Source organism: Chromobacterium sp. CCUG 76385, assembly GCF_059916625.1.
Genome location: NZ_JAUCGU010000009.1, coordinates 1 through 14,806, shown reverse-complemented (window position 1 = coordinate 14,806; position 14,806 = coordinate 1). Strand labels below are relative to the sequence as shown.

Genomic DNA, 14,806 nt, shown 5'->3' with positions numbered 1-14,806 from the left:
TTTGGCCGCTTTGGGCCGGAAGCCACGTTGCCCAGCCCTTGCATAGAATGACTATGCGTCGGACTGTGCGCCTTGCTTCCGGCCCAAATCGGCTCAAACGCGATCCACTCACCAAACGTCAACAGCCCCTAGCGTCGTCCGAGCTGTAATCATCGCCGCCGTTGCTCCCGCCTCCGCCGCCATGCCCAGCTTGCGAGGCCTATGGCGGGTGCCGCGGCAACTGTATGAAGAACCTGTATCTGGGGTATGAAAAGTGCGATGCGCGCTACCGGAGCAATGTCGTAGAGCCGATCTGCGAGCTATTGCGCTTCATCGGCCAAGAGATAGACCGTCATCAGCCACAAGCCTGGTTTGAGCGCGCCAGCTTGCCGGTGCGTCTGCAGCTGCGCGATTGCGAAGTCTACGAATACGTTGAAATCATGCCTTGAGTTGCCAGGGCGCATCCATTCCGCCAGCCCAAGTCTATGCACCGCGCTAGCCATCCGCTGGCGCTGCCGGTTATACCGTGTTTTTCAATCTGCGGCAGGGCTATCTCCCTCGGCGCTGCCGCCTGCCCCCTCCTCGTATCTTTGCTTAGTGCTGGCATTGACAATGCTCTATAAATTGAACGCAAGCTGAGAGTAACCATACCCCGCCTGGCGATGGCCGGCGGGAGGCATGATGACGTGGAGAGCACTATGACCATCATCCGGAAATTGCTGCTGACGATTGTGGTGGCGTTGATTGCTTTGGGCGCGCTGGGTGCCATGGGGGTATACCAGTTGGGGCAGTCGAAGCAGCGTTTCGACGATGTGGTAAGCAATCTGGCCCCCAGCGTGCGCGATCTGAATGCCGCCACCTATGCCTTCATGGATGTGCGATCCGCGGTCACCAAGCATGCGGTGTCAAGCGACTTGGCCGCCAAGCAGGCGGCGGAGGCCGAAGCGGATGCAGCGGTGAAAAGGGTGGAGGCCGCTTTTGCCAATTATGAGAAAAATGATGTGGCGGATGACAAGGATCGGCAAATGCTGACTGCCGATCGCAATAATCTGGCGGCCTATGTGACGGCGATGCATAGCTTCTTCGCCATGAACCGCACGCCCGGGGGCAGCGCGGAGGCGGCAAAAATGATCACCAACGGTCCGGTCAAGGACACCGCCCTCGCCTTGCGCCAAAGCCTGGCCGACCATATCGAATACAATATCAAGCTTTCCTTCGACACGCTGGAAGCCAATAACAAAACCTACCATGGCGTCATGGTGCAGATGGGCTTGTTGATAGCCGCCGTGGTCGCCGTGATGCTGATATTGTCCTGGTCGCTGTACGCCACCATCAGCCGCGGTTTGAGCGATATCCAGAGCACGCTGGAATCGGTGAGCCGCAGCCATGATTTCACGCTGCGGGCGCCGGTGCGCGGCAATGACGAGATCGCCAAAACCTCGATCGCCTTCAACGCCCTGCTGGAGAATCTGCAAAGCAGCCTGCAGTCCATCCTGGCGGGCGCCAACGATGTGGCGGGCGCCTCGCAAAACCTGTCGCAAACCGCCACCCAGGTATCGTCCGCCGCGGAGGCGCAAAGCGAATCCGCCGCCAATATGGCGGCCACCATCGAGCAGATGACGGTCAGCGTCAATCATGTGGCGGAGCGGGCGGAGGAGTCGCGCAAGCTGGCGCAAAATGCCGGCGAGCTGGCGCAGCAAGGGTCGAGCACCATCACCCAGACGATACAGGATATCCGCGAAATCTCGCGCGCGGTGGCCAGCGCCGGCACCAGCATCCGCGATCTGGAAAACTTCAGCACCCAGGTCAATACGGTGGTGGGCGTGATCAAGGACATTGCCGACCAGACCAATCTGCTGGCGCTGAACGCCGCCATCGAGGCGGCGCGGGCCGGGGAGATGGGCCGCGGCTTTGCCGTGGTGGCGGATGAGGTCCGAAAGCTGGCCGAGCGCACCTCGCTGTCCACCCAGGAAATTTCTTCTACCATTACCTCCATGCTTGACCGTTCCGCCACCGCCACCGCGCACATGAATACCGCGGAAGAATTGGTCCGCAACGGCGTGGAGCGCGCGGACAATGCCGACAAGGCCATCACCCAGATAGGCCAGGCGACGAACGATACCGTGCACATGGTGGCCGAGATTTCCGGCGCGATCAAAGAGCAGGGCAATGCCACCAACAACATCGCCAAGCGGGTGGAGGATATTGCGCAGATGACCGAGGAGTCGTCCGCCGCGGCGCAGGAGGCGGCCAACAACGCCGTGCGCCTGGATGATTTGGCTAACCAGCAGATTGCTACGCTCAAGCAATACCGCTTGTGAGCGGGGGCGCGGCAAGATCGGCACGAAACCCATGGCCTGCCACCAGACCGGCCGCGGCCGTTGTCGCATGCCGTCGTAAAGCCAGCAAACCGGGCGGGAGTTTGCTAGTTTGCAAGTGTGGGACTGTCGAAAAGCCCCCAAATGGTTGCGGCCAGCAGAGTGTCCACCCGAGGCCGCGATGGATACTCGGCGAGCGTTCAAACAGAAGCGATCATGCCCAATACCACAGAGCCCTCGACCATCCTGCCTGCTGAGTCTGGCCAAGCCGCCGACCACAGCCAGCCTTTGACCTTGCCGCATTTTCTGCAGATACGGTCTGACGGTTTTTTTGTTTTGCCGGATGCGGTGGGTTCGGCCTCTGACTTCCGCCAGGCGATCGATCACCTGTTCAGCGCCGGCTATTATCTGTACGGCCTGGATTACGACCTGCTCTGCCATTACTTATACGACTTTGACCCCGCGCACCCCGCGGTGACGCAACCGCATTATATCGCCCAATGCATCCTGCCTTTTCTTGCCGAGCGGCAAGTGCTCTACCGCGGCCTGGTCCGGGCCGAGGCCGGCATCGAGTATCTGTTTGAGCAGCTCTATCTGACGCAAACCGTTGAGGTGCCGGTCTATGGCAGGGATGCCTCAGGACAAGCCATCGTCGTTGGCCGGCGTGAAGAGATTCAAACCATCGTCACCCAGCTGGAATTTGACGAACTCGTTGCCTTCATGTGGCGGCAGGGCGTGCGCTTTGGCCTGAACCAGGCGGTGATCAAGGACATCCTGGCCCAACACAAGACCGGCCGCTATCTGATTGCCACTCCGCGCGCGCCGGTGCCCGGCGTGGATGCCGGGGTGCAAGAGCAGGCGGCGGAGATTCACCGCGACGATCACCCGCGCAAGCTTGCCGGCGGCCGCGTCGATCTGACGCAATTCCAAAACCGCTATCCGCAGATCAAGGCCCGGACCGTGCTGCTGATGAAAACGCCATGCCGTCCCGGCCGTCCCGGCCGCACGCTCAGCGGCGGCATCATCCATGTGCCGGAACCGTTTGACTTTGATCTGGGCACTTTGGCCGGCAGCGGGACGGAAGTGCAGATAGACAAAGAGGGCCATGAGCTGATCGTTGCCATCCGCGATGGCTTCCTCAATATCGATGGCGAAACCAACCAGATCTCGATTGTCGACAAAATCATCGGCCGCGAAGGCGTCAGCGTGCGTACCACCGGCGATCTGGCCTTGCAGGGCGACGAATACGAGGAGCATGGCGAGGTGCAGGAACGCCGCATTGTGACCGGCAAGAACCTGACCATGCTCAACCATGTTTACGGCACGGTCCGTTCCACCGGCGGACGCATCCTGCTGAAGCAGAATCTGGTGGGCGGCGCCGCCCACAACGAGGCCGGGCCGATCAGTGTGGAGGGGCTGGTTTCCAACGCCCAAGTGCGCGCCGAGCAAGGCGAGGTCACCATCGCGCGCGCGGAAAATGCGATTGTGATTGGCCAGCGCGTGAATATCGTCGAGGCCAAGAGCTGCACCATCCTGGCGGATGAAGTGGATATCCAGCAGGCAAGCGGCTGCGCCATCGCCGCCAAACAGGTCCATATTGGCAAGGCCGGGGCGCGGGCGGATCAGGAAACGGCGATTTGCATGTTGCTGCCGGATTTGTCCGGCTTTGGCCATCGCCTGGAGGCGATACAACAGCAAGAACAGGAAGGGCTGCACAAGCTTGAAACGGTGAAAAAGGCGCTGGCGCTATTGACCCAAGAAGACGAACTCAAGCGTTATTTTGGCGTGGTTGCCCGCGTCAAGAAAGGCGAACTGCAGTTGTCGCCGGAACAACAAGCCAGCTTGAAGCGCAAGTCGGAACAGCTGGCCCCAAAAATCAAACAAATCAACCAGCTCAATGCGGGCATGAGGACGATGCAGGACGCCCAATCCTTTGTCCGCGCCCAGGCGGAGGAGCTTGCCAAGGCGCGCGAAGCGGCCGCTGCCGGGATACGGTGCAAACTGGAGGAAATCACCGGCGAAACCGTGGTCCGCGCCTTGACGCTGCCCAGCGGCGCTCCCGCCTTGTCTACCTTGAGCGTGGAAGCTTTGCGGGCGCGTCTGCGCACGGCCGACAGCCAGACCAAACCCTTGTTTTCCGATCAGAACGGCTGCTTTATCTGGAACTACACCCTTCCCCGTGAAAATGCATGGAACGCAGCGGGCGATTTAGGAACGGGCTGAACCCGGCTACAGGCGCCAGCGCATGACGCATCCAAGCCGACAGTCCAACCGCATGGCGCGGACGGGCTGTCGGCTGGGGCAGCGCTAAGGGATTGATGGTTCGCTTGTCGGCAAGCGTGACCCCACAATTATTTCGCGGCGATCGACGGAAACCTGTTCAGCGCTTCGCGAAACAGGTCGAGATTCAGGCCGTGCTTCAAGCTGAGTTTGTCCGCTTGGTACCAGCTTTCATCCGCCTCCAGATGCGGGCCAATCAGCACTACCGTGCCTTGCTGGTATCGCGAGGACTGCGCGGCGATATGCTGGGTTTTCTGGTAGCGGGCCAGGACGGTAACGCCTGGCGCAGCTTCTTTGCCCATGTGCGGGCCGCTCTGGTAGTAGGCCATGCGGCTTTTATTGCCCCATTGAATGGGCAGCAGCGTGGGTTTGGGATCGGTGATTTCCGAATCCAGCTCATCCAGCGCCACCAGTCCATAGGCCTGCTTATTATCCTTTTTCGAGCTGTAACGCGCCGCCAGATACGCGCCGGCGCAAACGCCCAAGTACCCGCCGCCATGGGCTACGAAATCCCGAATCGCCTGCACTTGCGCCGGACGCAGCGCATTCAGGGTTTCGTCTATGTCGTCGGAGCCGCCGGGCTGCACGTAAAGCGAAACGCCGCGCAGGCTATGGGCATCCAGTGTTTTTTCGTCGAGATACACCACCTTGTCCCGCTTGGGATCGAAGACGGCGCCAATGGCTTCGGCGCAGCCCTTGCAGGTGCCTGCGCCATTGAAAATCGCCACATTTTGGGCCCGCGTGTGTTGGCTGATCAGCAGCAACAGCGCTAGCGTCATCCATTTTTTCATTGCCTACCTCAGTGGGAAAACAGGGGAAAGGGATTGCTTACCTGACCGCGCTTGCAGGTTCTGCGCGGCGCGATATCCACGATGTCGTGCTGCGCCGCGCTCAGGCCCTCCAGCTGAAGCGCTGGTTGGCGCCGCCATGGCAATCCCACAGAATCAGGCGGGTGCCATTGCGGGTATTGCCGCCCTCTGCGTCCAGGCAGCGGTTGTTCAGCTTGCTGCGCAGCTGGCCGTTGGCCCATTCCCATTGCTGATTTCTGCCGTTGTGGCAGGTGTAGGCGATGACGCGCGCGCCGCGGCGCGGGTCGGAGCCTGCCACGTCCAGGCACTGATTGCCTGATTTGAGCTGGCCATTGTCCAGGCGGAAGCGCTGGTTCTCCCTGCCGTGGCAGTCCCATAGTTGCAGCGGCGCGTTGGCGTTGGCGCCGCCGGCAAGGTCCAGGCAGCGGCCGCCGGCAGCCACCAGCATGCGCGGCTGCTGTTCTTGCTCGCGTTGCTTCTTGTTCTGCTTGTTGGCGTAGTAACCGGCGGCGGCTACGGTGCCGACTACGGCGGTGCCAATCAAGACATCTTTGGCGGTGAGGTTGCTGCAGCCACTGCTTGCCAGGGCGGCCCCCAAAATGATGATCACGGATGTTTTCATATGAATTGATTTATTTTTTAGGTGCGGCAGTGTAAGACCCGGCATGACAAGCGTCCGCCACGCTGTTTGGCGTTTGTGTAACCGTGTTTGACTGACTGGCTGCGATGGGAAAGGCATGAATTGCGCGGAGCCAATCAGGCTGCGGCTTGGCTGCGAGTAAATGGGACTTACAATCGTGAGCGAGCATGCCGGGGCGATACGGCGGCGTCATTGTCAAAGCAGCCAGTCTGCGCAAGCTAGCAGGCTGTTGGCGCTTTGCAGCAGGGCTTATCACCGCCCATGCACCGTGTGCGAAGATGTTAGCCGCGGATCATGGTTTGCCGCTTAGCGGGCCGTAATGGCGATTGCGCTCAGCCTCCAGCTTGCGCTGAGCCTCCATGGCGCTGATCTGGCCGTAGGCAAACTCACGCAAGATCGGCATGGCGCGGGCGGCAAATTCGGCATGGCTGTCGCGGTCAAAAAATTGGGAAAACCCGCTGGCATGATTGAGCAGCGTCCGTCCTTGCCGTAAAAACGGCGCGTTTGCCGCCGGCGCGTCCTGCCTGGCCGGCAAAACCCCGGTGGCGCTGGCCAATGCTGCCTGCACGGCCGGCGTGGCAAAAAAACGCAGGAATTGCTCCGCCTCTTGGCGATGGGCCGTCTTGGCCGTCATCGCCAGCACATCGGCGGGCGCTTCTTCATAGGTGCTTTCCGTGGCGTCAATCTTGGGAAAGGCTATCATGCCGATTTCATTGATTTTCCGGCTGGGCAGCAGCCCGGTCCAGAAGCTGCCCATCAACATCATGCCGGCGCGCTGGTTATAGAGCATGGGCAGCGACGCGCGCCAATCCAGCGCGGCGCCGTCATGGTCATAGCAATGATGATCACGCAGCTGCTGCCAGGCGGAGAATACCTGGGCGAGCTGCGGGTGCAGCCAGGACAGCTTGCCTTGCAGTAATTGCTGATGAAACTCCAGGCCATTGATCCGCAAATCCAGATAGTCAAACCAGCCGGCCAATGGCCATAAATCCTTGGCGGCCATGGCAATGGGCGCCACGCCGGAGGCCCGCAGCTTGTCGCAAGCGGCCAGCAGCTCGGCAAAGCTTGTGGGCGGCGCCGCGCCAGCCTTGGCCAGCGCCTGCTTGTTGTAATAGATGGCCCAAGGGTAATAGCTGAGCGGCACGCCATACAGTTTGCCGTCAACCGTCACCAAGCGCAGCAGCGCCGGCGGCATGTGGCGCGGCCAGTCGCTGTCCTGGCCCGCAGAGTCCAACATGGCCAGCTGGCCTTTTTGCACAGCGTCGGTCAGCGCCACGCCGCCAAACATGAACAGCACATCAGGCGGGCTGGCGCTGCTCAACATGGCCGGCAGTTCCCGCTTGTACTGCTCATTTTCGACCACGCGCAGCGTGAGCTTGATGGCTGGATGGGCCGCGGCAAATTGCTGGGCGGCGTTGTGAAAGGCCAGATACTGCTGTGGATTGACGGATAGCACCACGGCAGTCAGCTCCGCCGACTGTGCGGATTGCCCAATCAGGCCGATCAGGACAAGGCAGAGGGCAAACAGACGCATGGGCAGCTTTCAGATTGCCGGCCGCGCAGGCAAGAGCTGGGACGGCCTGATGGATGGTTTGCTTCACTATAGGCCAGCAGGGCAGGGGCGATCCGCCATTGCCATGGGGCGCATGGCGGTGGAACTCTCGGCATGGCCGGGATTCCACCCTACAAAATCCGCCTAATCGAAAACAGCCTGCCGCAGGAAGGCGGACAGGCTGTTGAGCTTTATGGGACCGAGCTTACAAAACGCGGGTGTGCAGCGTCAGCGATTCGCCCATTCGCCCTCCTTGATACGGCAGTGTGATGGAAGTCGATGTTCCGCACGCAAGCAGACAGTCCAAAGACTGTAAGCCCGAATCCTGCAGGCCTATGCGGTGTTCAGATTTCGCAGAATTTCTGGATGTTGTTCCGCGACTTTTAACAACGTTTTCGCCGCTCCGGTGGGCTGCCGCCTATTTTGCTCCCAGTCTTGCAGGGTGCGTGTGCTCACACCCAGGAGGCCAGCAAATGCGGCTTGTGATAACCCTGTCTTGGCGCGGGTGGCGGCTATTGGCGAAATCTCCACCTTTGTGACGCGGGCAGCCTCGCCAGCCTTCATTTCCTTGACCGACTGCAGCAAGTCAGCCTGGAATTGTTCCATTTCCTTATCCACGCTCCACCTCTTCACGCAGCTGCTTGAGGAATGCCGAGGGCAAGTTGTCGAACTTGGCCTTGGTATAGGCTATCAGCAGATATATGCGGCCTTCTTCAAGCAAATTGTAGTAAATCACCCGCAAGCCGCCGCGCTTGCCTATGCCTGAGCGGGACCAACGCACCTTGCGCAAGCCACCCGCTCCGGGGATAACGCTTCCGGCAAGGGCATTGTTTGCAAGCCATTCGATAAAAGCCAAACGTTCAGCGGTGGACCAGATTTCATCAGCGCAACGCTTGAAGACGGCTGTCTCAATGACGGTGTACATACAAATATTATACGGCATTGCCGTATATCGGCAATGCTCATGACTGAGGAAGCGCCAGCCTGCCATCAAAAGCGGCTAAGGTGGCGGGAACTAGGCAAAACAGCCAGTCCGCAGAAGCGGGCTGGCTGTTGGCTTATATAGAGCAGGGCTTACAGCACGCGGGTGAGAAGGGTCAGCGATTCGCCCATGCGCTTGTCCAGCGGTTCCAGCAATTCCTTGATGCGGCTGGATGGCAGGCGCACGTCGTCGCCCAGGCAAGCGAGCAAGTCGATCACGGATTGCAAACCCAACTGGCCATGGGCGAGGTGGCAGATGGACTCCACCACCGCCTGCTCGATGTCATGGCACAAATGCGCCACGCGCGCGGCCGGTTCTCTGACCTTGGCTTGGTCCTTGCCGGCCAATTGCTCTTGCAAGGCGGCAAAGGCTTCATGCAGCCGGGTCATGGCCAGCAGGCTGGGCGGATGGGTGGGGACTTGCTTGTGCAGCAGCCAGCGGCTGCGGGCGGGGTGACGGTTGTTCAGGGAAAACGCGAGGTGCGACGAACTGCGGGTGATGCTAGGCATGGCAAAACCCTCATTTTGATTGAGCGCTGTCGCCGATTGGCTGACGTAGCGCTGGATACGATCTTGACGGAATGATCAGGCTTGGCTGTTGTGAATTACGGAATGGGAATTTTCTGCATAAGCACCTCCATGTGTGGCTGTCAAAGCAGCGCATAGCACATAATGAGTGTCATGAAGATATCAATAACAATCAAAAAGTCACTTATAGTTAACATTTTGCAAATCATACCGCGTGGCTTGAGCGCTAGCAAGCGCTGATGCTATCGGGGTATGGAAAACACAACGAAACCCTTAACCGCCCGTGCGGTTTTCGCCCGCAACCTGCGGATCGCCAGACGCCTGCACGATGTGTCGCAGGAGGCATTGGCCTTGCAGGCGGGGATGAGCAGAACCTATGTTTCGGAGATCGAGCGCGGCGAGCGCAATGTCTCCATCGACAACATGGGCGCATTGGCCGATGCCCTGGGCGTGGCGCTGAGAGACTTGGTTGACCCGGAGATGTTTGGCGGCTTGCTGGACAAGGCGAGCAAGTAGCGAGTGGTTTGCCTGTGATGTGATTTTTGGAATCCGCTGCGCGGATGATGGTTTTCAATGCCGGGGCTGCCCGGCGGCAGGCTTGAAGGGGATGGGGCGGGTCGGAAATGTGTTTGCGCTTTGTGAGCGATGAGCAGCAATGTGCGGGCCTACCCTAACGCTGGGAAGTCGTATGTTGAATCCGCTGCGCGGATGATGATTGGGATTGCCGGGGCTGCCCGGCGGCAGGGAGGGGATATTTGCTTGGCCAAATATCCCCTCCACCCCTAAAGGCCACCCTGCAAGCCTGGCCTGCGGCTCCCCGCCGGGTCCCGCCAGGCCCGAGGCGCGGCTGAACTCGCCCCGCGCTAACGTCGCGGGGCTCAAACAGGCAGCCGCTTAAAACCTCGGGCCTGCCACCCGGCGGCAGGCTTGAAGGGATTGGGGCGCGTCGCAAACGTGCTTGCGTTTTGCCAGCGATGAATAGGGCATGACCTTTTGCCGTGGCTTGCTTAATCGGTAGCTGAGCCGAACCGACTTGCCCCTATCCCATCAGCGCAAGCCGACTCCGAAGCCCTTTCCAAGGTTTTAAGCCGCCGCTTGTTTGAGCGGGGCGACGTTAGCGCCCCGCGAGTTCGGCGGCGCCTTGGAAAGGGCTTTGGAGGCGGGGTTTCGCAGCGCTGTTGGGTCGCCTTTTCTTTCGTCCATTTCTTTTGGCGAGGCAAAAGAAATGGACCCGTTCTGCCGGGCGGAACCGGCACTTAAATATCTGTCCGCGAAGCGGACACAAAACCAATCCGTATTGCGCGGTAAACGTTGGGCTTCGCTTGGCTCAGCCCAACCTACGGTCCTACATCTGTAGTCAAGCAGCCATCCCCGTAGGCTTTTTAATAACTGGGAAATTTTTATCAAATGGAGCTATTATGCCGATATTGCTAGTATTTTCAATTGTGATTTTTACAATGGGAATCGCTTGTAAAGCCATACCAAATTTTGAAAAAATTCTAAACACCCCGGCAGAGAATCTTAATGGTATTTATGGGGAAATCAATTAAATCTGCTTGTAATTATTAAGGATTTATAAAATGAACCTCGAAATATTTAACTCAACTGCGGTTGTTACTGGAGGATCTTCTGGTATAGGTGCTGCAATTGTGTATGCTTTGGCTGCAGAAGGGTGTCATGTTTGCTTCTGCGCTCGAAGCATTGATAAAATAAAAGCTGTCATGCAATCCACAAAAGATCTGCCAGGCAAGGTAGATTATAAAATCTTGAATGTTACCAATGCGAAAGAATTTAAAAAATGGCTAGATGAGATTGGAAGCTTCGACTTATTCATCCCAAACGTAAGTGCATTGAGTGGTGAGTGGGATGACGCAATCGAAGTAGATATACGAGCAACAGTGAATATGACGGAGGCGGCAATACCATTTTTGCAGCGTTCCTCACATGGAGCGTTAACTTATATAAGCTCAAATGCAGCCTCTATTCCTGAGCCGCTGGCACCGGCATACGGAGCAGCTAAAGCAGCCATGAATCACTACATGAAATCTATGGCATTGAAATTACTGCCGAGTGTTAGAGTAAATGTTGTCTCTCCTGGCAATACCTTAACAAATAATGGCGGATGGCATCGGTTAAAATTATCTGATCCAGCGGCTTTTCAAAAAATACTAGACAAGAACCCAATGGGCCGTCTCGCCACACCTGAAGAAATTGCTAAGATCGTTGTTTTTATATCAAGTCCAATAGCCAGTTATGTAGCAGGTGCAAACTGGTATGTCGATGGCGGAGTATCCCCTCAAGTCCACTTCTAATCGCCTCATCAAGCAAGATAGTATCGATCAATTGCAACATCGATCATCTATTTCCCCAAAAAAAACGAGGCTGCAAGGACATCCTTGCAGTTATTGAGTTTTTGTGTAACCAGGGAGAGTTAAATTGCTTGAAATAGTCCCCAATCCATTAGGTTCCCATTACCGATACCTAGTCAACATTGCGTTGCCGAATTGTTCAGATGATTTTTTTCCTGCATTGCGCTTGCGCGGAGAGCGACACGAAAATGGACAGGGTGAGTTGAAGTTGCTCAGGTACTTCGTCAATGCAGCAGAATCGTTGAACAACGCCCTAGAATACTTCTATTGGGAGAATTTTGAAGCTGACAGGCATGTAAATGATGCCGAATTCCTAAAAAAAGCTAAGAGAGAATACCCGATTTTCGAGAAGCTAGCTGACATCGCGAATGTATACAAGCATGCCCAACGCAATGGTAAAAAGACTGAGAATAAGCCATTGAGAAAAGCTACTCAGCTTGTAGATTCCGGTTGGTTCCAGACCAGTTGGGATGAAGAAGGTCCAAGTGGGAAGATTTATCATCCGTCCGTTAAAGATGACTGGATCAGTACTATAGAAGAGGCATTTCAGTTCTGGATACGTTTTGTTAATGATGATCCAAGTGCAGAATGTGTAAGAGAGTCATTGCTTGGAATGATGTTAAAATAAACGATGATACAGGAAAGTAAAAAGTGTCCTACGTGTGGTCGCCCGCAAAGAAGTGCCAATTAATTGTTATTGAAAAAAAGCCGCCCACCTTTCAGTGAGCGGCTTTCTCATCAGCCCAGTTGTAGGTTTGCAGAGATCGTGAAAAACGCGGCCCTTGATTTCTAAGGGTTTTTTCACTGCTGCACACATGGGGATGGCCTAGCATTGCGCAAACAACATGAAAAATCCCTACAAAATTTGCGCTATTAGTGAAAAATAAGTCGCAAAGTTTAGCAAATTCAATGGTTTGTGTATGGCTTTCCTTGGGGCTATCCATGCCAACATGGGGAGCGATCTATCATGCTGGCCCTAGCGCTCCAGAAGTTGGCGGGACTTGGTTTGACCTGCCTCCTTTGGATCCGCTCGAGGAAGAGCGACTCTTCGCTTTTCCCCTGTTTACAGAAGTCCTCTCCCAGGAAGGACGCTTGGTCAGCTTTCATCCCGGTCGATTCGTAATGTTTGATGGACGGTGCCCGCATTGCGTCGCTCCATTTGGGCCGCTGCCTACACCACGCGTGACGATTCTCTTGAACTTTTGGCCAACGGAGCGCACGCCTCGCGCATAGGGCAGGATTGCCTACTAGAGCCGGGACAGTCCACCAACGGCTCAAGAGTGTCTAGAGAAGCTGGGGTGGTTCAGAGGTGCGATTCATTCTGTATGATCGGCTAAATAGATAACTTGGAGGAGCTTTTCAAGAAACCTCCCTATTTATATTTATTGTTGGGAAATGACAACTCCCGCTAGGTATTCCAAGTTCGTCGAAATCCCTATCGAAGTATTTGCAAGATAGCCAACTTTTGAGTTCGTTGGCTGAGAATTTTACTTCGGCATCATATAAAAACTCTTTATTGCGCATGTTCCATAGGTACGAGTTTTCTTGCAAAGTGGGATCCCTGTAGATAGTTAGGTTTCCATGTGCCGCTTCAAGCCAGGCATGTGGCTCTGGAGGGTGGTTAGGAGGGGTTGGAATTCCAAGTGCATATGATATGCTCCAGTTTCGGGTGCATAGTAGTGCTGAAAAATCATTATTACCTGTTGCTAATAGGACCGCTAGACCACAGTTCGTGTAGCATTGTCCTTGTTCTATTTTTAAAAAGCTACGGAGGGTACCATGTATCTCATTTGGGATGTGAATGGCTGAAACTCGCATTTTGCCTTGTTTTCTTATTTCGGTTTTGATGTTATCCTAGATCACTTTTACCTAAATAAATAGATCATGGTTAGGTATTTGCTGTTTTTTTGAAATTTCAAAATTCGCCATTTCAATGAATATTAAATGAGGATAGAATTTCTCTATGGAACTCATGATAAGTGAGCTAGCCAAGTACTGTATCGTTGACTTCGGTTAGATCGTGTCCCTGGTAAAAACCATCTTCATCAAGCTCCCCAAAACGTAGGAAGCCTGTCTGTTTGATCAGTAGCTCAAAATTAGTTTGATCTATCCAAATACCATATTGGCGAAGGTTTGAAATACTACTTTCATACATGGCCAATAAATGTGGATTGACAATAAATTCATTTGAGCGAAGGTCGTGTATTCCCAAGATCAATTGAGGGAAAACTGCCCCCCTAAGCCCATATTCCTTTTGCTCAGGGTAAAGACCAGAGTTTCTTTTATAGCTCGGAGTTCCAGCCTCCCTGATCATCGTATAGTCCTGTGGTAATAGACGGCTAGATACGCAATATTTGGAATAAGGAGATGGGACAAATAAGTAGGTAATGACATTTTCGCCATCATGATGACGGAAATTTCTTGCTACATTGATATCGCTAGTAGTTGAGACAAGTAAAGTTTGTTCATGTATGCCTCTACGACCATACGTATGGAGGCAGTAAAGGTAGTAGTCACGAGCTCTTTGACGTAAACGAGGTGGTAACGACTGTGTCTTGATCAAAAAATCTTGTTCATTAGCAGGATTTTTGAAATATTCTGCAAATAAATGATTTTCTTTGCAGAAACTTTTAACACGCCGTTCTCTGGAACTTAGTACTTGGCCGATCTTAGAGAATAGCCATGAAAACGTGTGCATTGAGTCGTCATGGAGATTTCTAAGCCAATTGCGAGCCTTTGTTTCTCTCGTTGAATCCATCCAGAAATGGCGAGCCTTTTGGCCAAAGAAAAAAATACGGCTATACAGCTCGTTATCCGGTCTCCAGTCAGACGTGGAGCTAAAGAGCTGTGCTCGTAAGTTATTTTTTGAGTCCCCTCGATAAAGAAAAAGCGGACAGGGATAGGTCCTAGGGTGGAGTAAGATATCAATAGTGGTTAGCAGTCGATTCCTCTGCTTGAGGGTGAGTGGCTCAATGCCACCATATTCCCCAACTGAAACCAGTTTAAGATCAGGAATTGCTTCAAGTGGGTGCATGAATTTGTTTTGCCTTTTCCGTAAAGCAGCAGTGCCATTCGTGAGAAACACACCCTTTTATTAAAAAAATTCCACTTTTGGACTGCTGCGCCTTATCACACTCCCGCATGGTAGTTGATCAGCCCAAGCGGCCGATCACTACCAAACTGAATGCTTACTGATCCAACCAAGAGCCTTAAGGGCGCTTAGCTACCCGACAACGGCGAGGTCATCGCCTTGAGCGGGCGACGCTCCAAGTTAAAGGCTATGTCCCAATTACAAGTTGGTAACTACACTGAAGTAAGCCTCTCACCAGGAGCGTGATGATGGATACCCA

13 protein-coding genes are annotated in these 14,806 nt (G+C 55.1%); 6 read left to right on the top strand and 7 right to left on the bottom strand.

The features are described 5' to 3' along the window. The first annotated feature begins 224 nt into the window (after window positions 1-224). The 3 genes from QUG01_RS08155 to QUG01_RS08145 all read left to right on the top strand — a co-directional run bounded on the left by QUG01_RS08155 (window position 225) and on the right by QUG01_RS08145 (window position 4,520). A complete protein-coding gene (locus QUG01_RS08155; protein WP_500829694.1) occupies window positions 225-428 on the top strand; it encodes a hypothetical protein in 204 nt (67 codons plus the stop codon). Between the two features lie 249 nt (window positions 429-677). Then, window positions 678-2,300: a methyl-accepting chemotaxis protein gene (locus tag QUG01_RS08150; protein ID WP_500829693.1), complete on the top strand. Its 1,623-nt coding sequence runs from the start codon at window positions 678-680 to the stop codon at window positions 2,298-2,300. Window positions 2,301-2,513: 213 nt separating this feature from the next. Further along, complete coding sequence (locus QUG01_RS08145) at window positions 2,514-4,520, top strand: flagellar assembly protein A (protein ID WP_500829692.1); 2,007 nt, start codon at window positions 2,514-2,516, stop codon at window positions 4,518-4,520. Window positions 4,521-4,648: 128 nt separating this feature from the next. On the opposite strand, the gene QUG01_RS08140 is transcribed toward QUG01_RS08145, so the two are convergent. The 6 genes from QUG01_RS08140 to QUG01_RS08115 form a co-directional block, all read right to left on the bottom strand. Continuing rightward, window positions 4,649-5,356: a BPL-N domain-containing protein gene (locus QUG01_RS08140; protein WP_500829691.1), complete on the bottom strand. Its 708-nt coding sequence runs from the start codon at window positions 5,354-5,356 to the stop codon at window positions 4,649-4,651. Window positions 5,357-5,468: 112 nt separating this feature from the next. After that, window positions 5,469-5,996 carry a lectin gene (locus QUG01_RS08135; RefSeq protein WP_500829690.1) on the bottom strand — a complete coding sequence of 176 codons (528 nt, stop codon included), beginning with the start codon at window positions 5,994-5,996 and terminating at the stop codon, window positions 5,469-5,471. A gap of 322 nt (window positions 5,997-6,318) precedes the next feature. Continuing rightward, the gene (locus QUG01_RS08130) at window positions 6,319-7,560 is read right to left on the bottom strand and encodes an ABC transporter substrate-binding protein (RefSeq protein WP_500829689.1); all 1,242 of its coding nucleotides are present in this window, start codon (window positions 7,558-7,560) and stop codon (window positions 6,319-6,321) included. A gap of 351 nt (window positions 7,561-7,911) precedes the next feature. Then, window positions 7,912-8,184, bottom strand: a complete 273-nt coding sequence (locus QUG01_RS08125) for a helix-turn-helix domain-containing protein (RefSeq protein ID WP_500829688.1) — start codon at window positions 8,182-8,184, stop codon at window positions 7,912-7,914. A gap of 4 nt (window positions 8,185-8,188) precedes the next feature. After that, window positions 8,189-8,503, bottom strand: a complete 315-nt coding sequence (locus QUG01_RS08120; protein ID WP_500829687.1) for a type II toxin-antitoxin system RelE/ParE family toxin — start codon at window positions 8,501-8,503, stop codon at window positions 8,189-8,191. 149 nt (window positions 8,504-8,652) lie between these two features. Further along, window positions 8,653-9,069: a DUF1484 domain-containing protein gene (locus QUG01_RS08115; RefSeq protein WP_500829686.1), complete on the bottom strand. Its 417-nt coding sequence runs from the start codon at window positions 9,067-9,069 to the stop codon at window positions 8,653-8,655. A gap of 270 nt (window positions 9,070-9,339) precedes the next feature. On the opposite strand from QUG01_RS08115, the gene QUG01_RS08110 reads away from it, so the two are divergent. The 3 genes from QUG01_RS08110 (at window position 9,340) to QUG01_RS08100 (ending at window position 12,084) form a co-directional block, all read left to right on the top strand. Beyond that, entirely contained in the window at window positions 9,340-9,603 is a 264-nt protein-coding gene (locus QUG01_RS08110) for a helix-turn-helix domain-containing protein (protein WP_046155361.1), read from the top strand. A 1,064-nt stretch (window positions 9,604-10,667) separates the two neighbouring features. Continuing rightward, window positions 10,668-11,399, top strand: coding sequence for an SDR family NAD(P)-dependent oxidoreductase (locus tag QUG01_RS08105; RefSeq protein ID WP_500829685.1), 732 nt, complete (start codon window positions 10,668-10,670; stop codon window positions 11,397-11,399). A gap of 124 nt (window positions 11,400-11,523) precedes the next feature. Then, window positions 11,524-12,084 (top strand): hypothetical protein, encoded by a 561-nt coding sequence (locus QUG01_RS08100; RefSeq protein ID WP_500829684.1) that lies wholly within the window; start codon window positions 11,524-11,526, stop codon window positions 12,082-12,084. Window positions 12,085-13,440: 1,356 nt separating this feature from the next. On the opposite strand, the gene QUG01_RS08095 is transcribed toward QUG01_RS08100, so the two are convergent. After that, the gene (locus QUG01_RS08095) at window positions 13,441-14,490 is read right to left on the bottom strand and encodes a hypothetical protein (protein WP_500829683.1); all 1,050 of its coding nucleotides are present in this window, start codon (window positions 14,488-14,490) and stop codon (window positions 13,441-13,443) included. Window positions 14,491-14,806: the final 316 nt, after the last annotated feature.